This window comes from Streptomyces niveiscabiei, assembly GCF_033794345.1.
Lineage (GTDB): Bacteria > Actinomycetota > Actinomycetes > Streptomycetales > Streptomycetaceae > Streptomyces > Streptomyces niveiscabiei.
In genome coordinates, this window is the sequence record NZ_JARAYJ010000003.1 from 437,879 (window position 1) to 461,482 (window position 23,604).

Genomic DNA, 23,604 nt, shown 5'->3' on the forward strand with positions numbered 1-23,604 from the left:
ATGTCCTCACGCTCCCACCGCGACGGCCGACCGTCAAGACCCTTGCATTGAAGCAGGCAGAGCGTGTGCGGAGCGTAAAGACAGCGAGTGGACCGTGCGGGTATCGTTCAGTGCACCAACGAATTCGACGAGGGGAGTCTCCATGGGCGCGGTGGACCTCACCACTCACCCCGGGCACCTGGCCCGGCGGCTCCAGCAGGCCCACTACCTGCTGTGGAACACGATGGTCTCGGAGGAGACCACCTCCCCGCAGTTCGCCGTCCTGAACACGCTCGTCGCCGAGCCCGGCCTCGACCAGCGGACGGTGGGGGAGCGCGTGGGGCTCGACCGGTCGACGATCGCCGAGGTGATCAGCCGGCTGGGCAGGCGCGGGCTCATCGACAAGGTCCGCGACCCGCAGGACGGCCGCCGCTCCCTGCTGCGGCCGACCGAGGAGGGCGTACGCGTCCACCGCAAGCTGACCGTCCGTACGGCGCGCATGAACCAGGTCTTCCTCGCGCCCCTGTCGGTCACCGAACAGGCTCTGTTCTTCGCGCTCGTCCAGCGGCTCGCCGACGCGGCGGAGAACCTCCGCCACCCCGGCGAACCGGCGTACGCGCGCGAGGCCGCCGCCCCCGACCCGCAGAGCACCCGCTGACCCCGCTGACTTTCAGGACGCCCGCGCGAACACCACCCACACCTGCCCGCGCGCGAAGTTCACGCTCTTCCCGTCCCGCGTGGTGAACCGCGCCCCGTCCGCCGCCCTCGGCCGCTTCCAGACGACGTCGTACGCCCGCCCGCCGCGCAGCACGACCGCCCGCCCGGAGCCGACGGTCTGCGGGTACGGCGTGTGGTTGCCGAGGACGTCGTGGAAGCGGCTCCTGCGGACCTTCACGTACTGCACGACGACCGTCGCCGGGGCCACCCGCCGGGCCGTCGCCCCGTCCATCCGCACCAGCCAGCGCCCCCTGCCCGCCGACCAGGTGAACGTGAACCGCGCCGCCGGGTAGCGCACCGTGCGGGAGCCGGCCGCCCGCCCTCCCGCGGGCGCGGGCCCGAAGCGGAACCCGGTCGCCTCCAGCGCGGCGGCCCCCGGCGCCGAGCGCACCAGCCGGTCGGGACGCAGGTAGAGGTTGTGCGGCGCCGGTTTCGCGCGGCCCCGGTAGTACGCGCCGGACACCTCACCGGGCTCGATCGCCCTCAGCGGCGCCTTGTCGATCAGCGGGTGCAGCTTGCGCTGGGCGCCCGAGAACGCGAGCACCGGCCGGTCGAACTGGCGCAGCAGCTCCAGGTCCGACTGGCGCGCGCTGCGGACCGGTCCGATCGCCCGGGGGAGCTTCGTCGCGTACACCGCCATCAGGCGGCTCATGCCGCCCTCGACCGGCTCGACGTACACGACGTCCGCCGCGTCGAGGCCCGTGTGCGGGCGTGCGGGGCGCGCGTTGTCGATCTTCACGGCGAGGACGGGGCCGGTGCGCGCGCGGGGCTTGAGGGAGCCGTTCAACGCGTCGTCGCCCGCGCGCGGGGCGGTCGTGCAGCCCGCCACCAGGGCCGTCGTCAGGGTCGCGGTCAGCAGGAGCGCGGCCGTGCGGGCCGTACGCGCCGGGTGTTTCGGGTTCGATCGTGCGATGTCCACGGGTGCCACCAGTCCGTATCCCTAAAGGGTGCGCCGAAGAGGTCGCTGGTGGCCATACCCGATCAAAAGCGATCAGGCTCGATCTGTTACGCCGTTCAGGTGGCGGGCGTCCCCAGGATCTCCCCGAGGTCGTACCCCACCGGCTCCTCCAGCTGCGCGTACGTGCAGCTCTCCGGCGTCCTGTCCGGGCGCCAGCGGCGGAAGCGGGCCGTGTGGCGGAATCGGACGCCGTTCTCCATGTGGTCGTACGCCACCTCGGCGACCCGCTCGGGCCGCACCGGCACCCACGACAGGTCCTTCTTGCCCGACCAGCGGCTCGGCGCCCCCGGCAGCCTGGCCGCCTCGTGCGCCGCCGCGTCGCCCCAGGCCGCCCACGGATGCCCCGAGGCGTCCGCCATCCGCAGCGGCTCCAGCTCCGCCACCAGCTCCGCGCGCCGGGCCATCGTGAACGACGCCGACACGCCCACATGCTGGAGGGTGCCCTCGCCGTCGTACAGGCCCAGCAGCAGCGAACCCACCACCGGGCCGCTCTTGTGGAAGCGGTACCCGGCGACGACCACGTCCGCCGTCCGCTCGTGCTTGACCTTGAACATCGCGCGCTCGTCCTGGAGGTACGGCAGCGCGAGGGGCTTGGCGATCACGCCGTCCAGACCGGCGCCCTCGTACTGCTCGAACCAGCGCGCGGCCACCGCCGTGTCGGTCGTCGCCGGGGCCACGTGGACGGGCGCGCTCACTCCGGCCAGCGCGCGTTCCAGGAGGGCGCGGCGGTCGCTCAGGGGGACGTCCAGCAGGGCCGTGTCGGCGAGCGCGAGCAGGTCGAAGGCGACGAACGACGCCGGGGTGCGCTCGGCGAGCGTGCGGACCCGGGAGTCCGCCGGGTGGATGCGCTCGGTCAGCGCGTCGAAGTCCAGCCGCCCGCCCCGCGCGATCACGATCTCCCCGTCCAGCACGCACCGCTCGGGCAACCGCTCCCTCAGCGCCGCCACCAGCTCGGGAAAGTACCTGGTCAGCGGCTTCGCCGTCCGGCTGCCCAACTCGACGGCGGCCCCGTCGCGGAACACGATCGCGCGGAAACCGTCCCACTTCGCCTCGTACTGCATGCCCGGCGGGATCTTCGCCACGGACTTGGCGAGCATGGGCTTCACGGGAGGCATCACCGGCAGATCCATGGAGGAAGTCTCGCTCTTCATGCGATGAAATGCCTGATATGTGAGGTTCGCCTACCGTGGCCCCATGGGAGAAGCGGTCGAGCTGGAAGCGGGCGGACGGACGGTACGGCTGTCCAGCCCCGACAAGATGTTCTTCCCGGAGCGCGGATTCACGAAGCTGGACCTCGCCAGGTACTACCAGGCCGTCGCCCCCGGCATCCTGCGCGCCCTGCGCGAGCGCCCCACCACCCTGGAGCGCTACCCCGACGGTGTGACCGGCGAGAACTTCTTCCAGAAGCGCGCCCCCAAGAACATGCCCGACTGGATCCCCACCGCCCACATCACCTTCCCCAGCGGACGCAGCGCCGACGAGATGTGCCCCACCGAACAGGCCGCCGTCCTGTGGGCCGCTCAGTACGGCACCCTCACCTTCCACCCCTGGCCCGTCCGCCGCGCCGACGTCGACCACCCCGACGAACTCCGTATCGACCTCGACCCCCAGCCCGGCACCGACTACGCCGACGCGGTCCGCGCCGCCCACGAACTGCGGGCCGTCCTCGACGAGTTCGGCGGGCTGCGCGGCTGGCCGAAGACCTCCGGCGGGCGCGGACTGCACGTCTTCGTCCCCATCGAACCCCGCTGGACGTTCACCGAGGTCCGCCGCGCGGCGATCGCCGTCGGGCGGGAGCTGGAACGCCGGATGCCGGACCGCGTCACCATCAAGTGGTGGAAGGAGGAGCGCGGGGAGCGGATCTTCATCGACTACAACCAGACCGCCCGCGACCGCACCATCGCCTCCGCCTACTCCGTACGCCCCCACCCGCACGCCCCCGTCTCCGCGCCCCTGCGCTGGGACGAGCTGGACGACGCGCACCCCCGGGACTTCGACCTCGCGACCATGCCCGCGCGCTTCGCCGAACTCGGCGACGTGCACGCGGACATGGACGATCACGCGTTCTCGCTGGACGCCCTGCTGGAGCTGGCGCGCCGGGACGAGCACGAGCACGGGCTCGGCGATCTGCCGTACCCGCCCGAGTACCCCAAGATGCCGGGGGAGCCCAAGCGGGTCCAGCCGAGCCGAGCCCGTACCGAATAACGGCCTTTCAGAGAGCGGGAGTTGAGCCTGGTGGCTACAACTCCTTGATCCTGACGTCCCGGAACGACACGACGTCGGTCGTCCCGTGGACCTGGAGCCCGATGTACCCGGCCGCGTACCGCCGGCCGTCGGTCCCCGGATCGTCACCGCGCGGCGGCTCGAAGACCTGGCCGCCGATGTTGTCGAACTCGTTGATCAGCACGCCGTTGCGGAAGACCGAGTAGTGCTGGTCGACCACCCGGATCTCGTAGTCGTTCCAGGTGCCCTTCTGGGTGACCTGCGCCCCGGCGAGCCCGACCCGGTCGAAGCCGTAGACCGACCCGGACTTGTACAGGTCGCCGGTGGGCGAGTCGAACGCCTGGATCTCGTGCCCGTACTTGATGGCCACCCACTCCGGGCGCGACTCCTCGGGGTGGTCGTGGACCCACGGGAACCGCACGAACACACCGGAGTTGGCGTTCGCGGTGCCCGGCGCGTCGTCACGCCACTGGAGGCGCAGCGAGAAGTCGCCGTACGTGCGCTGCGGGAACCACAGCATGCCGAGGCCCGCCCGGGTGGTGCCGCTGGTGATCGAGCCGTCCGCGTTCAGCGCGAACGAACCGCCGCCCACCTGCTGCCACTTGGCGAACGAACCCGCCGTCCCGTCCATGATCGTGCGGTAGCCCTCGGTCTGGCCCGGCGTGCCGATCCCGGACTCCCGGGCCGCCGCGTCGATCGCGTCGTACTCGCGCTCGTCGACCACCCCGCTCCCGAACAGCCCGTCCAGGACGGTCTTCACGTGCTTGAGGAACAGCGCGTGGGACGTCCACTCCTTCTCGTCCTCGATCAACTCGTTGATCCTGCACCGGCTGCCCGTGAGCCGGTTCGGCACGCCGGAGTCGACCGTCCCGACGATCACGGTCAACCGCTCGTCGAACTCGGGGCAGTTGGGCGCCGGTACCTGGCTCCCGACGACCGTGAAGGTGACGTTCCGCGCCGCCGACGTGTTCCCGGCCCGGTCCGTCGCCCGGTAGGCGAGCGTGTGCGTGCCCGCCCGGTCGACGACCACGGGTGCCCCGTACGCCAGATAGGGCCCGGCGTCGATCGAGTACTCGATCCGGTCGACCCCCGAACCGCCCTCGTCCGTCGCGCTCACCGTGACCCGCGCCGAACCGACGTACGCGCCGTCGGAGTTGCGCGTCCCGGCGACGGTCGCACCGGTCACCGGCGGCACCTTGTCGGGCGCGGGCGCGGCAACCACCGTGAACTGCACGGACTTCGCCGCCGAGACGTTGCCCGCCTTGTCGGTGGCCCGGTAGCGGACCGTGTGCGCGCCGAGCTGGTGCACCATCACGGGCGCGGTGTACGCCTGCCAACTCCCGTCGTTCACCGCGTACTCGATGGTGTTGACGCCCGAACCGGTGTCGGACGCCGTGACGGTGACGGTCGCCATGTCGATGTACGAGCCGTCGGGCCGCTGTTCGCCGCCGACCGTCGCCGAGGTCTCCGGCGCGGTCGTGTCGTCGCTCTGCGGCGCGACGACCGTGAAGCGGACGCTCTTCTCGGCCGACACGTTCCCGGCCTTGTCGAACGCCCGGTAGCGTCCGCTGTACTGGCCCACCTGGTCGACGACGATCGGCGCGGTGTACGGCCGCCAGACGTCCTCGGCGCCGATCGCGTACTCGATCCGGTCGACGCCCGATCCCGCGTCCGTCGCGGTGATGGCGACGCTCGCCGAACCGACGTACTCGCCCTGGGCGTTCTGCGTGCCTGACACAACGGCATCGGTCTCAGGGACCGTTGTGTCCTCGCCGGTGCCCTCGGTCACCACGAGGATGCCCTGCATCTGGCCGTGGCCGGGGATCGTGCAGTGGTAGAAGTAGCGGCCCGAGGTGAGGGTCACCTCGGCGGTGTGCCGGCCTCCCGTGTCGTCGAACGGGTTGGCCAGGATGTTGAGCTGGACGTCGCCGTTGAACTCGGGGTCGCTCGTCACGAACGTCAGCGTGTGCGGCATGCCCGTCGTGTTGCCGGTCGCCGCGCTGTTCTCGAAGACGATCGTCGCCTTTCCGGCCACGGCGGTCTTCGGCGCCGACGTGTACTTCGTGATGTCGTCACCGGCCGTCCAGGTCAACACCTGGTCCTGCGCGGCCTGTTGGCGTGCGCTGCTGGGCAGGGCCTGGAGCCCCAGCACCATCAGTACGGCCGCCAGCAGGGCCGTCCACAGGCGCTGCCGTTGTCGTTGTTGCTGTTTCACCATCACCACCCCCGCGCCAGTTGCCCGGCGGCAGGCGTCGGCCCGCCGCCCGTGTAAGCGACCTTCCACAGCGCCGACTTGGCGTCGGAGGTGAAGAACCCCCGGCCGTAGTCGAGGACGTACAGCGCGCCGTCGGGACCGAACTTCCAGTCCATGAGGTTCTTGATGCGGTCGTTGCCGACCGGCACGATCTTCTTCAGCGACTCGGAGTGCACGGGGAGTCCGCCGTCGCCCTGGTTCGCCGGGTCCATCACGACCGCGTTGCGCGGCTGGTCGGCGTCGTAGAAGTCGCCGACGAACCACTTGCCGTCCCAGTACGACGGCCACTTGGCGGTGCTCGTGCTCGCCGCGTCGTAGCGGTAGACCGGGCCGTTCATCGCGGCCTGGCCGCCGCCCTTCAGCCACGGCAGCAGGTAGGTGGCCTGCGACTGCTGGTAGGAGGGGATGCCGTTCGCGTCGCGCGGATAGTCCGGGGCGCCGCCCTGCGGGGAGTACCAGATGTTGTTGCCGGTGACCGGCGGCAGGTTGACCAGCCCGTCGTTGTTCGGCGACTCGTTCTTCGGGTGGTCGCAGTCGTACCAGCCGAGCGGCTTCGACGGGTCCGGCAGATTGCGGTCCCGGTAGGGCTGCTTGTTGCCCATGCAGTACGGCCAACCCCGGTTGCTCGCACGGGTGATGACGGCGAACGTGTCGTACTTCGCCGGACCCCACGTCGTCGAGGGGGCGCCCGCGTCGGGGCCGACCCACCCGGCGTACAGGATGTCGGTCTGCTGGTCGACGAAGATGCGCGCCGGGTTGCGGACGCCCATCACGTAGATCTCGCCGCGCGTCTTGCCGCCGCCCTCGGCGGTCTCCCTGCCGGTGAACAGGTTGCCCGCCGGGAGGGTGTACGTGCCGTCGGGCTCCGGGTGGATGCGCAGGATCTTGCCGTTGAGGTTGTTGGTGTTCCCGGCGGTGCGGCGCGCGTCCGCGAAGGAGACGCCCTTGTAGTTCGGCGCCGGGTTGTTGCCGGAGTAACCCTCGCTGAACTGGCTGGAGTTGTTGTCGCCGGTCGCGATGTACAGGTTGCCCTTAGAGTCCCAGGACATCCCGCCGCCCGCGTGGCAGCAACTGTGCACCTGCACCGGCCAGTTGAGGAGCACCTTCTCGCTGCCCAGGTCCAGCTTGTTCGTCGCGAGGTCCAACGTGAAGCGGGAGACGCGGCGTTCGGCCATCCGTGTGTCCCGGTTCAGCCGGGAGTGCGGCGTGTAGTGCAGGTACACCCAGCCGTTGTCCTCGAAGCGCGGGTCCAGCTCGATGCCGAGCAGACCCTCTTCGACCTTGACCAGCTCGTCGCCGCCGCCCTTGTTGCCGAAGACCGTCAACGCCCCCGCCAGAGTGACCTTCTTGGTCTTCGGGTCGTAGACGTGGATCTCGCCCTTGCCCTTGCCGATGGCCGGGTCGTTCCAGTCGGTGACCACCGGCTGGGAGGAGTCGGCGCCGCCCCGGCCGATGTACAGCACCCGTCCGTCGGGCGCGGTCACCAGCCCGTGCGGCTCGCCGATCTGGTCGTTCTGACCCGGCTGGTTCGGCTGAGTCAGGCGCTCCGCACGGTAGTTGGCGGTGATGGTCGCCTTGCAGTCGGCCTGCGCCAGCCGCGTCGTCCACAGCAGCGCGCCGCGCAGATGCGCCCGGAACTCGGTCTCGTCGTACGACGACACCGTCCCGCCCATCCCGGTGTAGAAGGACCGGCCGCCGTCGTAGTCACGGCACCAACTCACCGGGTGATCGGCGCCGCCTGCCCCCGTGCCGGGCTGGTACGACCGCTCGCGGACCCGGGCGACCGTGTGCACCTCGCCGGACGGGTTCTTCGCCCAGTTGAACCACCGGTCCGCCCGCTTCCACTGCACCGGCACGTCCTTGGTCGCCGGATGCTGCCGGTCGCCGACCTCGACGACCGCGCGCTGTACGGCCGTCGGGCTCGACGCGGCCGGGCGGGCGCCGATCAGGCCGGTGAACCAGTCCGAGTACGGCTCGGCGCGCGCCGCGTCGTGGACGCCGAGGAAACCGCCGCCCGCCTCCATGTACGCCTCAAGACCGGCCTCTTGGTCCGGGTCGAGGACGTCGCCGCCCCCGGTCAGGAACGCGACCGCGTTGTAACTCCCCAGCGCCGTACCGTCGGTGAAGATCCGCGCGTCGTCCGTCGCGTCCACCGCGAACCGCTGGTCGGCCGGACCCGTCAGGCCGATCCGCTCGATCGCCGCGATCCCCGCGTTCACGACCGGCGACTCGTCACCGGCCGCCGCCGAACCGTAGAAGACCAGCACCCTCACATCCGCGCCGCCCGGGGGCGACTTCACCGACAGCGTTGTCGGGGGTGGCAGAGCCTGCGCGGCGGCCGGCGCGGACAGCAGCCCCGCGACGACCACCCCGGTGGCCAGCCAGATCCGTCTTCTCGTGCTCGATCCTCGTAAGTGCACGGGCACCTCCTCGGTCACGGCGGACAGCGCCAAGGAAGCTAGACCCCTTTGTGCCGTTCGCCAACACCTAAGGCCGGAATACCTCGAACTTTGTCCTGAGTGTGGATAAACAGCCTCAAGGTCGGTACCGTCTCACAGGTTCATCACAGGCAACCCTTCTCACGACGGGGAGTTGAGGCGTGGACGGACGCGGCTTCGATCGACGGACCCTGCTCGGAGGCGCTGCCGCAGCCGCCTCGCTGAGCCTCGCACCGACCGCCCGCAGCGCCGCCGCCGCGCCTCCCGGCGGCACGGTCCGCCACCTCACGATGTACGCCGAGAAACTCCCCGACGGACAGCTCGGCTACGGCTTCGAGAAGGGCAAGGCCACCGTCCCCGGCCCGCTCATCGAGCTGTACGAGGGCGACACCGCGCACATCGCCTTCGAGAACACCCTCGACGTACCCGTCAGCCTCCACGTCCACGGCCTCGACTACGAGATCACCAGCGACGGCACGAAGATGAACCACAGCGACGTCGCCCCCGGCGCGACCCGTACCTACACCTGGCGCACGCACCTCCCCGGGCGCCGCGCGGACGGCACCTGGCGGCCCGGGAGCGCCGGGTACTGGCACTACCACGACCACGTCGTCGGCACGGAACACGGCACCGTCGGCATCCGGAAGGGCCTGTACGGGCCGGTCGTCGTCCGCCGCAAGGGCGACGTCCTGCCCGACGCGACCCACACCATCGTCTTCAACGACATGCTCATCAACAACCGGCCCGCCCACTCCGGGCCCGACTTCGAGGCCACGGTGGGGGACCGGGTCGAGTTCGTCATGATCACGCACGGCGAGTACTACCACACGTTCCACCTGCACGGGCACCGCTGGGCCGACAACCGCACGGGCCTGCTGACCGGCCCTGACGACCCCACTCGCGTGATCGACAACAAGATCGTGGGACCCGCCGACTCGTTCGGGTTCCAGGTCATCGCCGGGGAAGGGGTGGGCGCGGGCGCCTGGATGTACCACTGCCACGTCCAGAGCCACTCCGACATGGGGATGGTGGGGCTGTTCCTCGTGAAGAAGACGGACGGGACCATTCCCGGGTACGAGCACGGGCACGGGGAGGGACACGAGCACTGAGGGCGGTACGGGACGAGGCCGCCGGAAGGGGGCAACTTCCCTCTGTCGGGGGGGCTGTTGAGTCCGGGCGCGGGCGCGGTGACTACTCTGGACCGCAGACCGGCCCTGGAGGAGACGACGTGACGGACACCGCCCCGCGCCCCACTCTGGAGGCCGTGGCCGCGCGGGCCGGAGTGTCGCGGGCGACCGTCTCCCGCGTGGTGAACGGCGGCGACGGGGTACGCGAACCCCTCGTCGAACGCGTCCGCCGCGCGGTCGAGGAACTCGGGTACGTCCCGAACCAGGCCGCCCGCAGCCTCGTCACCCGACGCCACGACGCCATCGCCGTCGTCATCGCCGAACCGGAGACCCGCGTCTTCGCCGACCCCTTCTTCGGCCGCCAACTCCGCGGCATCAGCAAGGAGCTGACAGCCCACGACAACCAACTCGTCCTCCTCCTGACGGAGGGCCGGGACGACCACGCGCGGGTGGCCCGCTATCTGGCGGGCGGGCATGTGGACGGCGCCCTGGTGTTCTCCCTGCACCTCGACGATCCACTGCCGGCGCTGCTCCAGGGGGCCGGGGTGCCGATGGTGATCGGGGGGCGACCGGGGTGGGACGTGGAGGGGCGGGGCGGGGCGGACGGGGTGAGCGACGGGGTGCGTGGAAGCGGTCGTGTCGTGGTTGAGGGGGTGGGCGGTGCGGGTCCGCGGGACGCCGGGTATCCGGGCGCCGGCCGCCTCGCCGGTACGCGGCAGCGGGATGTGTACGCCGGTGAGGCGGGCGGTGAGCGTGCGGCGGGGCGGCGTCCCGGAGGCGGCACCCTCTACGTCGACAGCGACAACCGGGGTGGCGCCCAGGCTGCCGTACGTCACCTCGTCGGCCTCGGGCGTACCCGGGTCGCGCACATCACCGGTCCCCTCGACCAGACCTCCGCGGTCGACCGGCTCGACGGGTACCTCGATGTCATGGGCGACACCGACCCGGCGCTCCTCGCCGAGGGCGACTTCACGCCGACCGGCGGGGAACACGCGATGCGGGAACTCCTCGCCCGACGCCCCGACCTCGACGCCGTCTTCGCCGCGAACGACCTCACGGCGTCCGGTGCGCTGCGCGTCCTGCGGGAACAGGGGCGCCGGGTGCCCGAGGACGTCGCGGTGATCGGCTTCGACGACATGCTGCCGATCCCCGAACAGGCCGACCCGCCCCTCACGACCGTCCGCCAGGACATCGAGGAGATGGGCCGCCTCATGGCCCGCCTCCTCCTGAACCGCCTCGCCCGCACCCCGTCGACGACCGAGGTCCCCCTGAGCAGCGTGGTCCTCCCGACGAGGCTGATCCGCAGGGCCTCGGCCTGAGCACCAACTCCTGGACTCCGCACGGGACGAGCCGCTTGGGGCCGACCGGCACGGCCAAGGCGAGACCGGCCCCGCAGCCCCGCGTCCCTCACGACGCCCCCCGTCGCCTCACCCCTCCACCGGCGTCGCGCTCGTGATCACCGCGAAGCGTGCCCCGTACGGGTCCGCCAGTTTCGCGAAGCGCCCGACGCCCTCCATGTCCACCGGCGGAGTCCGCACGCTGCCGCCCCGTTCCACCGCCGTCGCGACCGCCGCGTCCGTGTCGGGGACCTCGAAGTACGGGAGCCAGTAGGCGCTGTCCTCGTCGGGGGCGTCGGAGAGGGGGACGAAGCCGGCGAACATCGCGTCGTCGCCCATGTCCTTGGGGTTGACGCAGGTGTACGTACCGCCGGGGAACGGCATCGCGGAGGTCTCCAGGCCGAGCGCGGAGTGGTAGAACGCGGCGGCAGCGGCGATGTCGGCGGTGTAGAGCTCGGCCCAGCACAGGGACCCCGGTTCGTTCACGACGTCGAGCCCCGGCAGGGCGGCGGGCTGCCAGAGCCCGAACGGCACGTCCGCCTCGTCCGCGAGGATCGCCATCGTGCCCTGCCCGAACACCTCCATGGGCTGGACCAGCACCTTGCCGTGCGCCTTCTCGGCGGCCAGCGCGGTCGCGCTCGCGTCCAGCGTCTGGAAGTACAGCGTCCACGACGGCGGCCCCTGCTCCTCGCCCGTCCGCATCCCGGCCGCCACGGTCTTCCCGTCGAGCTGGAAGAACCCGTACCCGCCCGCCTCGGGCCCCGCCGACACGAACCGCCACCCGAACAGCGCGCCGTAGAACGCGCTCGCCCCCTCGATGTCGGCCGTCCCGAGATCGATCCAGTTCGGTGCGCCCTCGACGAATCGTGTGGTGAGCATCGCCAGCCTCCTCGCTAGGAACCCCTGCCCTGCCGAGTCTTGCACCGCCCACTGACAATCGCCCCCGAACACCCCGCCCGGCCCCCGCACCGGCCCGTTGATCGGCCGTTGATCAAACGTTTTCCCGCACCCGGCACGATCCCGTCATGTCCACCGACACGAAGCCCGTACCCGACCTCTCCTGGCAGCAGGAGGCCCTGTGCGCACAGACCGGGTCGGTGTTCTTCTTCCCGGAACCGGGCAGCTCGGTCCGCGAGGCGAAACAGATCTGCGGCCTGTGCCCGATCCGCCCCGCCTGCCTCGACCACGCCCTCACCCACGACGAGCAGTTCGGCGTCTGGGGCGGCCTGTCGGAGAAGGAACGCCACCACCTCAGACGCCACTGACGACGCCGCCGACACCCAGCCCGGCACCACGCGCCCGCGTACGACGGAAGGCGGCCCGGGAAACCCCGGACCGCCCCTGTCACCGTCACCGCCCGCAGGAGCCCCGCGAGCCGGAACCGGCGCCTACGCGCCCGCGCGAGCGGCCATCCGCGCCTTGCGCGCCGCGAGCTTCTCGTCGAACTTCGTCGCCTCCGCGTTGAGCCCGCCCATGAACATGCCGAGCTCCTCCTGGGCCTGGCGCCCGTCGGGGCCGAGCCCGTCGATCTCCATGACCTTGAGGAAGCGCAGGACGGGCGCGAGGACGTCGTCGTGGTGGATGCGCATGTTGTAGACCTCGCCGATGGCCATCTGCGCGGCGGCCCGCTCGAAGCCGGGGATGCCGTGCCCGGGCATCCGGAAGTTGACGACGACGTCGCGGACGGCCTGCATCGTCAGGTCGGGGGCGATCTCGAACGCGGCCTTCAGGAGGTTGCGGTAGAAGATCATGTGCAGGTTCTCGTCGGCGGCGATGCGCGCGAGCATCCGGTCGCAGACGGGGTCACCGGACTGGTGCCCGGTGTTGCGGTGCGAGATGCGGGTGGCGAGCTCCTGGAAGGACACGTAGGCCACGGAGTGCAGCATGGAGTGGCTGTTGTCCGACTCGAAGCCCTCGCTCATGTGGGCCATCCGGAACTGCTCCAGCTTGTCCGGGTCGACCGCGCGCGAGGCGAGCAGGTAGTCGCGCATGACGATGCCGTGGCGCCCCTCCTCGGCCGTCCAGCGGTGCACCCACGTGCCCCAGGCGCCGTCACGGCCGAAGAGGCTCGCGATCTCGTGGTGGTAGCTCGGCAGGTTGTCCTCGGTCAGCAGGTTGACGACCAGGGCGATCCGCCCGATCTCGGTGACCTTCGACTGCCCCTTCTCCCACGCCTCGCCGTCCTCGAAGAAGCCGGGGAAGTTGCGCGCGTCGCTCCACGGGACGTACTCGTGCGGCATCCAGTCCTTGGTGACCTGCAAGTGCCGGTTGAGTTCCTTCTCGACCACTTCCTCCAGCGCGTACAGCAGCCGCGCGTCGGTCCAGCCGGCGGAACTGCCCAGGTGGGGAGAGGTGATCGTCACAAGAACTCCAGGGACGTGAAAACGGAGCGGAACAATCCGGCGAGCGGTGCCGGAACCTACGGGATCGTAGGCTACGAAACCGTAGGTTACGAGACCGTAGGTTAAGCGCGTTGTAAAGGGCGCTGATCAGCAGGGTCGCCGCCGATTTCCGGAGTGCTCCGACGGCCCCGGAACCCGCAGGTCCCGGGGCCGTCGGAGTGACGTCGTCAGCCGGTCAGTCGTACAGCTCGCGCAACCTTACCGAGAGACATGTCACACAGCCCTCCAGCTTCTCGAACTCGCTGATGTCGACCGTGACGACCTCGTACCCGAGGTCGGTGAGCAGCTCGGCCGTCTTCGGCGCGCTCGCCGCCATCAGCAGCTTGTGCCCGCCGAGCAGCACCGCGTGCGCGCCGGACTCCTCCGGCACGGACAGGAAGCGCGGGAACAGGGCGGGCCGGTCGACCTGCGGGATGTGCCCCATCACGGTCCCGTCGGGCAGCGCGGTCACCGCCGACTTCAGATGGAGCACCCGGCTGACCGGAACGGCCACCACGCGCGCGCCGAGCGGTTCGAACGCGGCCCGCAGCTGCTGGATGCCCGCCGCGTTCGTGCGCCCGCCGCGCCCGACGTACACCGTGTCGCCGACCTTGAGGACGTCGCCGCCTTCCAGGGTGCCCGGCTCCCAGATCCAGTTCACCGAGCAGCCCAGCCGCGCCACCGCCTCCTCCACGCCGGCCGTCTCGCCCCGCCGGGAACGCGCGCCCGGGCGGGTGATCAGCGCGACGTTGCGGAACATGACGACGGTGTCCTCGACGAACACCGCGTCCGGACAGTCGTCGGCGGGCTCCACCTCGACCGTCTCCCAGCCGTGCGCGGCCAGCGCCTCGACGTAGCCCTCCCACTGCTCCAGGGCGAGGCCGGGGTCGATCTTCTCGCGCTCGATGTGCGTGACCAGCCCGTCCGGGAGGCGCGGGCCGGGGCGGCGGATGAGGGCCTTCTTGCTGGGCACGTCCAGGTCTCCGAATCGGCGGCTTTCCGGCGCCCCGGAACAGGGCACCGGTCCGCCATCATGCAACCCCGCGCGGGTGGGACAAAAGCCCTCCCGTGAGGCTGTGGCTCAGCTGAGATACCGGTGAGTCACCCCGCGTCGCCCTCGTGTAGCCCACCGTCGAGCTCCAGCCAGCGCGTCACCCCGATCGACCTCAGGAACGGCATGTCGTGACTGGCCACGATCAGCGCGCCCTCGTACGACTCCAGAGCCGTCGTCAGCTGGTGCACGCTCGCGAGGTCGAGGTTGTTCGTCGGCTCGTCCAGCAGCAGGAGCTGCGGAGCGGGCTCCGCGAGCATCAGCGCCGCCAGCGCCGCGCGGAACCGCTCCCCGCCCGACAGCGTCCCGGCCCTCTGGTCCGCTCTGCCGCCCCGGAACAGGAACCGGGCCAGCCGGGCCCGGACCCGGTTGTTCGTCGCCTCAGGCGCGAACCTGGCCACGTTCTCGACCACCGTCAGCTCGTCGTCCAGCACATCGAGCCGCTGCGGCAGGAACCGCACGGGGACGTGGACGGCGGCCTCGCCCGCGACCGGCGCCAGCTCCCCGGCCACCGTCCGCAGCAGCGTCGTCTTGCCCGCCCCGTTGCGCCCCACCAGCGCGACACGCTCCGGGCCGCGCAGATCGAGGTTCCCCACGCGCGCGCCGTACACCGTCTCCAGGTCCAGCAGCGTCAGCACGCCCCGGCCCGGCGGTACGGCCGTGTACGGCAGGTCGACGCGGATCTCGTCGTCCTCCCGGACCGCCTCCGCCGCCTCGTCGAGCCGCTCCTTCGCCTCCGCGAGGCGCTCCTGATGCAGGATCCGGTGCTTGCCCGCCGACTCCTGCGCGGAGCGTTTGCGCAGCCCCATGACGATCTTCGGCTCGCGCTTGTTGTCCTGCATCTTCTGCCCGTACTTCTTGCGCTTGGCCAACTTCATCTGGGCATCGCTCAGTTCGCGCTTCTGCCGGCGCACGTCCGCCTCGGCGACGCGCACCATCCGCTCGGCCGCCTCCTGCTCGACGGCCAGCGCCTCCTCGTACGCGCTGAAGTTGCCGCCGTACCAGGTCACCTCGCCCGCGCGCAGGTCGGCGATCTGGTCGACCAGGTCCAGGAGTTCACGGTCGTGACTGACGACGACCAGGACACCCGACCACGCGGAGACGGCGGCGTACAGGCGTGCGCGCGCGTGGAGGTCGAGGTTGTTCGTCGGCTCGTCCAGCAGGAGGACGTCCGGGCGGCGCAGCAGCAGGGCCGCCAGCCGCAGCAGGACGGACTCGCCGCCCGACACCTCGCCGATCGTGCGGTCCAGGCCGATGTGGCCCAGGCCCAGCTCGCCCAGCGTCGCCAGGGCGCGCTCCTCGACGTCCCAGTCGTCGCCGAGGGCCTCGAAGTGCTCCTCCGAGGCGTCACCGCCCTCGATGGCGTGCAGGGCGGCCCGCCGCGCGGCGATCCCGAGGGCCTCGTCGACCTTCAGGGCCGTGCCCAGGGTGATGTTCTGCGGGAGATAGCCGACCTCCCCGGCGACCCGTACGGCGCCGTCCGCCGGGGTCAGCTCCCCGGCGATCAGCTTCAACAGGGTGGACTTGCCGGACCCGTTGACCCCGACGAGCCCGGTCCTGCCGGGGCCGAAGGCGAGGTCCAGGTCCTCGAAGACGGGGGTGCCGTCCGGCCAGGCGAAGGAGAGGGCGGAAGCGGTGATGGAATGACTCAAGAAAGCCTCGCGGTGTGCGCATGCGGTCAGGGGCAGACGCGTGTCGAGACACCGGAGGTCGGCTCGGGACGCCGTAGGGCCGCGGGGACGGCTCGTACGCCGAGGTCGGACGCAACGCACACAGCTCGCGAAGGCGGTGGCTGTGCGACGCGGTGTCTCGGGACCTCAGACGAGCAACGTCCTTCTCCAATCGGCGGCAACAGAAGCGAGATCAACCGTAGGGAGGGTGCTGCGGGGGTGTCAAAGGATTAAAACGAGCCTCCCGCGAAGGCGGGGTTCCGGTCAGCATGCGTCGCGCATCAGCTCCGCCAGGTCGTGGTCCAGGTCCAGCTGGAGGTGCTCCAGACCGACCGGGACCAGCTCGCTCGTCGCCCGCAGGAAACGGCGTACGTCCGCCGAGTGCACATGCACGATCGCCGTGCCCTCCGGGGCGTGGAACTCCAGCACCGTCCGGTCGAAGCCGTACGGCCGCACCCGTACGTCCCCGTCCCCCTCCGCCTCCGTCAGGCCCGCCGCGAGCAGTTCCCTCGCGAACGTCCAGCACACCTCCACGCCCTCCAGCGTCGCCGGCGCCGGGAACGCCATCCGTACCGCGAACGGATCGGTCCGGTCGTACTGCAACGTGGCGGGGATGCTCTGCATCCGAGGCGCGGCGGCGACCAGACGGGCCTCTACGGGCTGCTCGATGACGGTGGACATCGCCTTGCTCCCTTGTGACTGCTGGACGGACTTCCTGTCGGACGACACTCGACACTTGAAGAGACGCCGGAACCGCCGGATCCGTGCACCTGAATTCCGCGTGACATCGGTCACCGTCAGCGGGGGACCAGAGGGACTTGTGGGGACATCGGGGGTGACGGTGGGGGACGGGGCGGGAGTTGGGGGGTACCCGGGGGCGGGAAAAGCATGCGAGGCGCGCGCGTACGGATGGCCGTCCTGCCTCGCGCGCGGGGGCCTCTGGACGGCGCCGGGCGTGTCCGCTAGCTTCGCCCGGCATGAGGCGCTCGGGGATCATGCGACGTGTGGCGGGCAGAGGGCGCAAGGGCGCTGTCCTGGGGGTGGTCTGCGGGGTGGTGCTGGCCGTCGCGGGCGGTGCTCCCGCGCAGGCCGGTACGGCGCCGTCCGGCGGCCCGCAGTGGGCGCTCAAGGACACCGGGACGCCCACCGTGCGGTTCCGGGGGCTCGCGGCCGTCAGCGGGGACACGGCGTGGCTCGCCGGGACGCAGGGCACCGTCCTGCGGACCACGGACGGCGGCGCGAGCTGGCGGAACGTGTCGCCGCCCGGCGCGCAGGACCTCCAGTTCCGGGACGTCGAGGCGCTCGACGCGCGCCGCGCGGTGGTGCTGGCGATCGGCGAGGGGGAGGCGTCGCGGATCTACCGCACGGACGACGGCGGGGCGACGTGGACGGAGTCCTTCCGCAACACCGACGCGCGCGCGTTCTACGACTGCCTGGCCTTCTTCGACCGCCGCCACGGCCTCGCGATGAGCGACCCCGTGGACGGACGGTTCCGCGTCCTGTCCACCGCCGACGGCGGACGCACCTGGACCGTCCTCCCGGACACCGGCATGCCGGCCGCCCTGGACGGCGAGGCGGGCTTCGCGGCGAGCGGCCAGTGCCTCGTCACCTCCGGCCCGCGCGACGTCTGGCTGGCGACCGGCGGCGCAGCGCACGCGCGCGTACTCCACTCCGCGGACCGGGGCCGCACCTGGACCGCGGCCGACACCCCGATCCCCGCCGCCGACCCGGCCCGGGGCGTCTTCGCCGTGACGTTCCGCGACCCCCGCCACGGGATCGCGGTGGGCGGCGACTACCGCCCCGACCAGCCCTCCCCGCGAGCGGCGGCCGTCACCACGGACGGGGGCCGCACCTGGCGCCCCGCCGCCACACCCCCGCCGTCCTACCGCTCGGGCGCCGCCTGGCTGCCCCGCACCCGCACGACGGCCCTGGCCGTGGGCCCCGCCGGCACCGACATCACCACGGACGCGGGCCGCACCTGGCGCCCCCTGGCCCCCGGCTCCTTCGACACGGTCACCTGCGCACCGGACCGCACCTGCTGGGCGGCAGGCGAACAGGGGAGGGCGGCCCGCCTGGAACGCTGACCCCGCGCGCGTCGTGCGCGGCGTCGACGGGCCGGCCCACGAGGCGACGGCGGTTTCAGGCCGCGTAGACCCTGCCCTGCTTCACCACGTAGTGCACGGTGTCCGAGCAGCCGAGGGAGGGCGTGAGCAGCAGGCTCACGGTCAGCGGCGCGGGCTCGGTGCTCGCGGTCGAGAACTGGCAGACCGCGCCCTTGCCGGTGAGCGGGTACCAGAACCAGCCGTCGACGTCGCCCACGGTGACGCGGTCCGACTCCGTCCAGGCGCCGCCCGCCTGCGTGTAGACCTGGAGCCGCACGGAGGCGGCGTACTCGTCCTCCGTCGAACGCAGCGCGGTCAGGGTGATCCTGTAGTCGGAGCCCAGGGTGGACGAGGCGATCTCCCGCGTCTGCGGCGGGATGGCGACGGCCGCGTTCGAGACGCCCGCGCCGGCGGCACCGAGGCCGGCCGCCATCAGCAGGGTGAGGGCCGCGGCGGTGCCGCGACGGGTACGGGTGCGGGTGGAGTTCATGTGTTCCCCCGTGGAACGAGTCGGTCCGGAACGTCGGAATGTTCCGTTGTGGGTGAAGACCCGTCAGACGCCCCCAAGGTTGCCCGGAGACTCCTCCCGTACCCTCGACCCACCATGACGACCGTACAGATCCCCGCCGACTGGCCCACCACCGAAGCGGAAGCCCGAGCCGTGCAGGACGCCCTCCGCGCGCGCGTGGTGCTCGACGAACCCGGCCCGCCCCCGGGCACGGGACACGTCACCGGCGTGGACGTCGCCTACGACGACGAGCGGGACGTCGTCGCGGCGGCGGCCGTCGTGCTGGACGCGGCGAGCCTGGAGGTCGTCGCCGAGGCCACGGCGGTGGGGCGGATCTCGTTCCCGTACGTCCCCGGACTGCTGGCGTTCCGGGAACTGCCGACCGTCATGGCGGCCCTGGACGCGCTGCCCTGCGCTCCGGGGCTGGTCGTGTGCGACGGGTACGGCCTCGCGCACCCGCGCAGGTTCGGCCTGGCGAGCCACCTGGGCGTTCTCACGGGCCTGCGCACGATCGGCGTCGCGAAGAATCCGTTCACGTTCACGTACGACGAACCGGAGCCCGCGCGCGGGGCGGCGGCGCCGCTCAGGGCGGGGGACGAGGAGGTCGGCCGGGCGCTGCGCACGCGCGCGGGGGTGAAACCGGTGTTCGTCTCCGTGGGACACCGCACCACGCTGGACACCGCCTGCGCGCACACCCTCGCGCTGACCCCCGCGTTCCGCCTCCCGGAGACGACACGCCGGGCGGACGCCCTCTGCCGCAGGACGCTTCAGCAGGCCACGGACGCCTCGGTGCCGCGGAACTGACGCACAGACCGATCTGAGTATCTGTACGGATGTGACGCCCCGCCCGCCCCGGCAGGCTGGCACCCATGACGAGCCACCGCGCCCCCAAGCCCCTCACCGACCCCGACCGCCCCGTCGAGCGCGCGGTCAACGCCGCCCTGATCCTCGCCGCGCTGGCGGGGTTCGGCTGGATCGTGGGCATGATCTACACCCTCGTGCAGTGGCAGATCTGACCTGACCGGAACGCGCTCCCGAAGCCGACCGATCCTGACCGGAACACGAGCAGTGGTGGACGCCCTCCGACAGCGCGGCACCCCTCACACCCGGGCCGCCACCCGGAACCGGATCCCCGCCTTCTGCAACCGCCCGATCAACGCGTCCCCCATGGCCACGGCGGTCGTCACCTGCCCCGCCACCGGCGGAAGGTCGTCGACGGCCAGCGACATGGCGCTCTCCGCGAACATCTTCGCCGTCTCCCCGTACCCGGGGTCCCCGCCGGACACCTCGGTGAACACCCGCCGCCCCCCGCCCTCGCCGACGAACCGTACGGAGAACCAGCTCCGCGCCCGCTTCTCCTCGCTGGGCCCCTGGCCGGGTTCCAGGCGCGCGGACAGCCACCGGCGCGCGGGCGGCACCTGCGCGGCGGCGACGAGCGCGCCGACCCCGGCGACACCCCCGAGCGCGATCGGCAGCCGGCGGACGGCGGCGTAGTGCCGGTAGCGGAAGTCGGGCCCGTACCGGGGCAGCGCCCGCGCGGACCGCACGACGACCTGGGGGTCGAGGGTGGGCAGCGGCAGGGCCCACGCGCCCACCTCGGAGGCGAACCGGGGCGCGGCGGCGGGCGCGGTGGCCCGGCGCCCGACGAGCCGGGGTTCGTACCGCGCGCGGTCGCGGGCGGCGGCGAACACCTGGCGCCCGCGCGCGAACTGGTTCAGCGCGGAGGCGAGCGTCCCGCCGGAGATCATCGCGTCGGCGGTCACGAACCCGTCGACGCCGATCGGCACCCCCTCGGGCAGTTGGCACACCGTGAAGTACGCGCCCAGGTCGTGCGGCACGGAGTCGAACCCGCACGCGTGCACGATCCGCGCCCCGGTCTCCCGCGCGCGGGCGTCGTGCCGCACATAGGTCAGATCGACGAACTCGGGCTCCCCGGACAGGTCGAGACAGTCGGTGCCGCTGTCCGCGCACGCGGCGACCAGGTCGTCCCCGTAGGTCACGTACGGCCCGACGGTCGTGGCGACGACGCGCGCCTGCTCGGCGAGCGCCCGCAGGGACGCCGGGTCGGCGACGTCCGCGCGCAGCACCCCGACGCCCTCGCCGCCGGGCAGCCGCTCGCGCAGCCGCTCCAGCTTGGCCCGGTCGCGCCCGGCGATCGCCCACCGCAGCCCTTCGGGGGCGTGCGCCGCGAGGTACTCCGCGGTGAGCGTGCCGACGAAGCCGGTGGCCCCGAACAGCACGACGTCGTAGGGACGGTCCGACTTCTTCGGCCTGCTCATGACACCCCTCGGGTCGTTGTCAGTGGCCGAGGCTAGCGTGGAGAGCGCGGCACTGATCAAGCACCCGGGCGGCCCAGTTTCCAAGCGCTTGCTCTTGTGCTCGACCGGAACACGTTCCTAGCATCGGCGGTGACGACAGCGAGGGGGCCGGATGACGACGGCAGGGCACGGACCGCTCGCCGGAGTGCGCGTGGTCGAGCTGGCCGGCATCGGCCCCGGCCCGTTCGCCGCGATGCTCCTGGCCGACCTCGGCGCCGACGTCGTCCGGGTGGACCGCCCCGGCCGCCCGGTGCTGGCGATCGACCCGGCGTACGACGTCACCAACCGGAACAAGCGCTCGGTGGTCGTCGACCTCAAGTCCCCGCAGGGCGCCGAGCGGGTGCTCGACCTGGCCGCCCGCGCGGACGTCCTCATCGAGGGCCTGCGCCCCGGAGTCGCCGAACGCCTCGGCGTGGGCCCGCGGGAGTGCCACGCCCGCAACCCCGCGCTGGTGTACGGCCGGATGACCGGCTGGGGCCAGGAAGGACCCCTCGCGCACCGCGCGGGCCACGACATCGCGTACATCGCCGTCACCGGCGCCCTCGGCATCACCGGCACCCCCGACCGGCCCCCGCCCGCCCCGGCCAACCTCCTCGGGGACTACGCGGGCGGCTCGCTCTACCTCGTCGTCGGCGTCCTCGCGGCACTGCACCACGCGCGCGCGACGGGCACCGGCCAGGTCGTGGACGCCGCGATCGTCGACGGCACCGCGCACCTGACGGCGATGCTCCACGGCATGCTCGCGGCCGGCGGCTGGCAGGACCGGCGCGCGGCCAACCTCCTGGACGGCGGCTGCCCGTACTACGGCACGTACGAGACCGCCGACGGCGGTCATATGGCGGTCGGCGCGCTGGAGCCGCAGTTCTACGACGAGTTCACCGCCCTCCTCGGCCTCGACGGCTTCGCGGACGCCCGCAAGGACCCGGCCCGCTGGCCCGCCCTGCGCGAGGCGGTCGCCGCCCGCTTCAAGTCCCGTACGCGGGACGAGTGGACGGCCCGCTTCGAGGGCTCCGACGCGTGCGTGGCACCCGTGCTGTCCCTGCGCGAAGCCCCGCACCACCCGCACCTCGCCGAGCGCGGCACCTTCACCGACCACGCCGGCATCACCCAGCCCGCCCCCGCGCCCCGCTTCTCCGCGACCCCCACCACGATCCGCACCCCGCCCCCGCGGCCGGGCGCCGACACGGCGGACGTGGCGCGGGACTGGGGGATACCAGGACTCGCCACCGACTGACCGCACCCCGGTCCGGCGCCGGACCCCGGCCCACCCCAAGCCCCCGGCCCACCCGACAAGCTCGGCTCACGACCCCCGAAAGGCCCACCCCTTGAGCACCGAAGCGTACGTGTACGACGCGATCCGCACCCCCCGCGGTCGCGGCAAGGCCACCGGCGCGCTGCACGGCACGAAACCGATCGACCTGGTCACCGGCCTCCTGCACGCCCTTCAGGAGCGCCTGCCGAGCCTCGACCCGGCGGCGATCGACGACATCGTGCTCGGCGTCGTCGGCCCGCACGGCGACCAGGGCTCCGACATCGCGCGGATCGCGGCGATCGCGGCGGGTCTGCCGGACACGGTCGCGGGCGTGCAGGAGAACCGCTTCTGCGCCTCGGGCCTGGAGGCCGTCAACTCGGCGGCGGCGAAGGTCCGTTCCGGCTGGGAGGACCTCGTCCTCGCGGGCGGCGTCGAGTCGATGTCGCGGGTGCCGATGGGCTCCGACGGCGGCGCCTGGTTCAACGACCCGATGACGAACCTGGCCGTCAACTTTGTGCCGCAGGGCATCGGCGCCGACCTCATCGCCACCATCGAGGGCTTCACCCGGCGCGACGTCGACGAGTACGCGGCCCTCTCGCAGGAGCGCGCGGCCACCGCCTGGAAGGAGGGCCGCTTCACGCGCGCGGTGGTCCCGGTGACCGACCGCGCGGGCCTGACGGTCCTCGACCGCGACGAGCACCCGCGCCCCGGCACCACCGCCGACTCCCTCGCCGCCCTCAAGCCGTCCTTCGCGGACATCGGCGAACTCGGCGGCTTCGACGCGGTCGCCCTCCAGAAGTACCACTGGGTCGAGAAGATCGACCACGTCCATCACGCGGGCAACTCCTCCGGCATCGTCGACGGCGCCGCCCTCGTCGCGATCGGCTCCCAGGAGGTCGGCGAGCGCTACGGCCTCACCCCGCGCGCGCGGATCGTCTCCGCCGCCGTCTCCGGCTCCGAACCGACCATCATGCTCACCGGCCCCGCGCCCGCCACCCGCAAGGCGCTCGCCAAGGCCGGCCTGAGCATCGGCGACATCGACCTCGTCGAGATCAACGAGGCGTTCGCGGCCGTCGTCCTGCGCTTCGCCAAGGACCTCGGCGTCCCCCTGGACAAGATCAACGTCAACGGCGGCGCGATCGCGCTCGGCCACCCGCTGGGCGCGACCGGCGCGATGATCCTCGGCACGCTCGTCGACGAACTGGAGCGCCAGGACAAGCGCTACGGCCTCGCCACCCTGTGCGTGGGCGGCGGCATGGGCATCGCCACCATCGTCGAGCGACTCTGAC

21 protein-coding genes are annotated in these 23,604 nt (G+C 72.1%); 10 read left to right on the forward strand and 11 right to left on the reverse strand.

The features are described 5' to 3' along the window. Window positions 1-142 precede the first annotated feature (142 nt). Window positions 143-637, forward strand: a complete 495-nt coding sequence (locus PV682_RS06185) for a MarR family winged helix-turn-helix transcriptional regulator (protein ID WP_319724801.1) — start codon at window positions 143-145, stop codon at window positions 635-637. Window positions 638-649: 12 nt separating this feature from the next. On the opposite strand, the gene PV682_RS06190 is transcribed toward PV682_RS06185, so the two are convergent. Together PV682_RS06190 and PV682_RS06195 are read right to left on the reverse strand one after the other, a co-directional pair. Further along, window positions 650-1,624 (reverse strand): DUF3048 domain-containing protein, encoded by a 975-nt coding sequence (locus PV682_RS06190; protein WP_407705607.1) that lies wholly within the window; start codon window positions 1,622-1,624, stop codon window positions 650-652. Window positions 1,625-1,710: 86 nt separating this feature from the next. Then, window positions 1,711-2,784 carry an ATP-dependent DNA ligase gene (locus tag PV682_RS06195; protein WP_319724883.1) on the reverse strand — a complete coding sequence of 358 codons (1,074 nt, stop codon included), beginning with the start codon at window positions 2,782-2,784 and terminating at the stop codon, window positions 1,711-1,713. Between the two features lie 64 nt (window positions 2,785-2,848). Here PV682_RS06195 and ligD point away from each other — a divergent pair, with 64 nt between their 5' ends. Beyond that, window positions 2,849-3,859 (forward strand): non-homologous end-joining DNA ligase, encoded by a 1,011-nt coding sequence (gene ligD / locus PV682_RS06200; RefSeq protein WP_319724804.1) that lies wholly within the window; start codon window positions 2,849-2,851, stop codon window positions 3,857-3,859. Window positions 3,860-3,893: 34 nt separating this feature from the next. On the opposite strand, the gene PV682_RS06205 is transcribed toward ligD, so the two are convergent. Together PV682_RS06205 and PV682_RS06210 are read right to left on the reverse strand one after the other, a co-directional pair. Next, on the reverse strand, window positions 3,894-6,095 hold the full coding sequence (locus tag PV682_RS06205) for an OmpL47-type beta-barrel domain-containing protein (RefSeq protein WP_319724805.1): 2,202 nt from the start codon (window positions 6,093-6,095) through the stop codon (window positions 3,894-3,896). Continuing rightward, window positions 6,095-8,551: a ThuA domain-containing protein gene (locus PV682_RS06210; RefSeq protein ID WP_319724885.1), complete on the reverse strand. Its 2,457-nt coding sequence runs from the start codon at window positions 8,549-8,551 to the stop codon at window positions 6,095-6,097. The genes PV682_RS06205 and PV682_RS06210 overlap by 1 nt, the downstream gene beginning before the upstream one ends. Before the next feature lie 179 nt (window positions 8,552-8,730). Here PV682_RS06210 and PV682_RS06215 point away from each other — a divergent pair, with 179 nt between their 5' ends. Together PV682_RS06215 and PV682_RS06220 are read left to right on the forward strand one after the other, a co-directional pair. After that, a complete protein-coding gene (locus tag PV682_RS06215) occupies window positions 8,731-9,678 on the forward strand; it encodes a multicopper oxidase domain-containing protein (RefSeq protein ID WP_319724806.1) in 948 nt (315 codons plus the stop codon). Between the two features lie 119 nt (window positions 9,679-9,797). Then, window positions 9,798-11,015 carry a LacI family DNA-binding transcriptional regulator gene (locus PV682_RS06220; protein WP_319724808.1) on the forward strand — a complete coding sequence of 406 codons (1,218 nt, stop codon included), beginning with the start codon at window positions 9,798-9,800 and terminating at the stop codon, window positions 11,013-11,015. 108 nt (window positions 11,016-11,123) lie between these two features. Here the strand turns inward: PV682_RS06220 and PV682_RS06225 are convergent, their stop codons facing one another. Further along, on the reverse strand, window positions 11,124-11,912 hold the full coding sequence (locus PV682_RS06225; protein WP_319724810.1) for a VOC family protein: 789 nt from the start codon (window positions 11,910-11,912) through the stop codon (window positions 11,124-11,126). A gap of 146 nt (window positions 11,913-12,058) precedes the next feature. On the opposite strand from PV682_RS06225, the gene PV682_RS06230 reads away from it, so the two are divergent. Next, window positions 12,059-12,298 carry a WhiB family transcriptional regulator gene (locus PV682_RS06230; RefSeq protein WP_109363852.1) on the forward strand — a complete coding sequence of 80 codons (240 nt, stop codon included), beginning with the start codon at window positions 12,059-12,061 and terminating at the stop codon, window positions 12,296-12,298. Window positions 12,299-12,421: 123 nt separating this feature from the next. On the opposite strand, the gene PV682_RS06235 is transcribed toward PV682_RS06230, so the two are convergent. The 4 genes from PV682_RS06235 to ssgD form a co-directional block, all read right to left on the reverse strand. Beyond that, the gene (locus PV682_RS06235; RefSeq protein WP_319724813.1) at window positions 12,422-13,396 is read right to left on the reverse strand and encodes an acyl-ACP desaturase; all 975 of its coding nucleotides are present in this window, start codon (window positions 13,394-13,396) and stop codon (window positions 12,422-12,424) included. A gap of 214 nt (window positions 13,397-13,610) precedes the next feature. Further along, window positions 13,611-14,387 carry a dimethylargininase gene (gene ddaH, locus PV682_RS06240; protein WP_319724814.1) on the reverse strand — a complete coding sequence of 259 codons (777 nt, stop codon included), beginning with the start codon at window positions 14,385-14,387 and terminating at the stop codon, window positions 13,611-13,613. Window positions 14,388-14,515: 128 nt separating this feature from the next. Next, window positions 14,516-16,117: an ABC-F family ATP-binding cassette domain-containing protein gene (locus PV682_RS06245; RefSeq protein ID WP_319724816.1), complete on the reverse strand. Its 1,602-nt coding sequence runs from the start codon at window positions 16,115-16,117 to the stop codon at window positions 14,516-14,518. A gap of 282 nt (window positions 16,118-16,399) precedes the next feature. Continuing rightward, complete coding sequence (ssgD, locus tag PV682_RS06250) at window positions 16,400-16,816, reverse strand: spore wall synthesis regulator SsgD (RefSeq protein ID WP_055723160.1); 417 nt, start codon at window positions 16,814-16,816, stop codon at window positions 16,400-16,402. Window positions 16,817-17,130: 314 nt separating this feature from the next. Between ssgD and PV682_RS06255 the strand changes: the two genes are divergently transcribed. Next, window positions 17,131-18,219 carry a WD40/YVTN/BNR-like repeat-containing protein gene (locus PV682_RS06255; protein ID WP_407705608.1) on the forward strand — a complete coding sequence of 363 codons (1,089 nt, stop codon included), beginning with the start codon at window positions 17,131-17,133 and terminating at the stop codon, window positions 18,217-18,219. A 55-nt stretch (window positions 18,220-18,274) separates the two neighbouring features. Here the strand turns inward: PV682_RS06255 and PV682_RS06260 are convergent, their stop codons facing one another. Beyond that, entirely contained in the window at window positions 18,275-18,727 is a 453-nt protein-coding gene (locus PV682_RS06260; protein ID WP_319724819.1) for a hypothetical protein, read from the reverse strand. Window positions 18,728-18,841: 114 nt separating this feature from the next. Between PV682_RS06260 and PV682_RS06265 the strand changes: the two genes are divergently transcribed. After that, entirely contained in the window at window positions 18,842-19,549 is a 708-nt protein-coding gene (locus PV682_RS06265) for an endonuclease V (protein ID WP_319724821.1), read from the forward strand. A 65-nt stretch (window positions 19,550-19,614) separates the two neighbouring features. Further along, entirely contained in the window at window positions 19,615-19,761 is a 147-nt protein-coding gene (mmpA, locus tag PV682_RS06270; protein ID WP_165854575.1) for a morphogenic membrane protein MmpA, read from the forward strand. An 84-nt stretch (window positions 19,762-19,845) separates the two neighbouring features. Here the strand turns inward: mmpA and PV682_RS06275 are convergent, their stop codons facing one another. After that, window positions 19,846-21,024 carry a saccharopine dehydrogenase family protein gene (locus PV682_RS06275; protein ID WP_319724823.1) on the reverse strand — a complete coding sequence of 393 codons (1,179 nt, stop codon included), beginning with the start codon at window positions 21,022-21,024 and terminating at the stop codon, window positions 19,846-19,848. Window positions 21,025-21,175: 151 nt separating this feature from the next. On the opposite strand from PV682_RS06275, the gene PV682_RS06280 reads away from it, so the two are divergent. Then, window positions 21,176-22,297 carry a CaiB/BaiF CoA transferase family protein gene (locus PV682_RS06280; RefSeq protein ID WP_319724825.1) on the forward strand — a complete coding sequence of 374 codons (1,122 nt, stop codon included), beginning with the start codon at window positions 21,176-21,178 and terminating at the stop codon, window positions 22,295-22,297. Window positions 22,298-22,388: 91 nt separating this feature from the next. Beyond that, the gene (locus PV682_RS06285; RefSeq protein WP_319724827.1) at window positions 22,389-23,603 is read left to right on the forward strand and encodes an acetyl-CoA C-acetyltransferase; all 1,215 of its coding nucleotides are present in this window, start codon (window positions 22,389-22,391) and stop codon (window positions 23,601-23,603) included. The last annotated feature ends 1 nt before the right edge of the window (window position 23,604 follow it).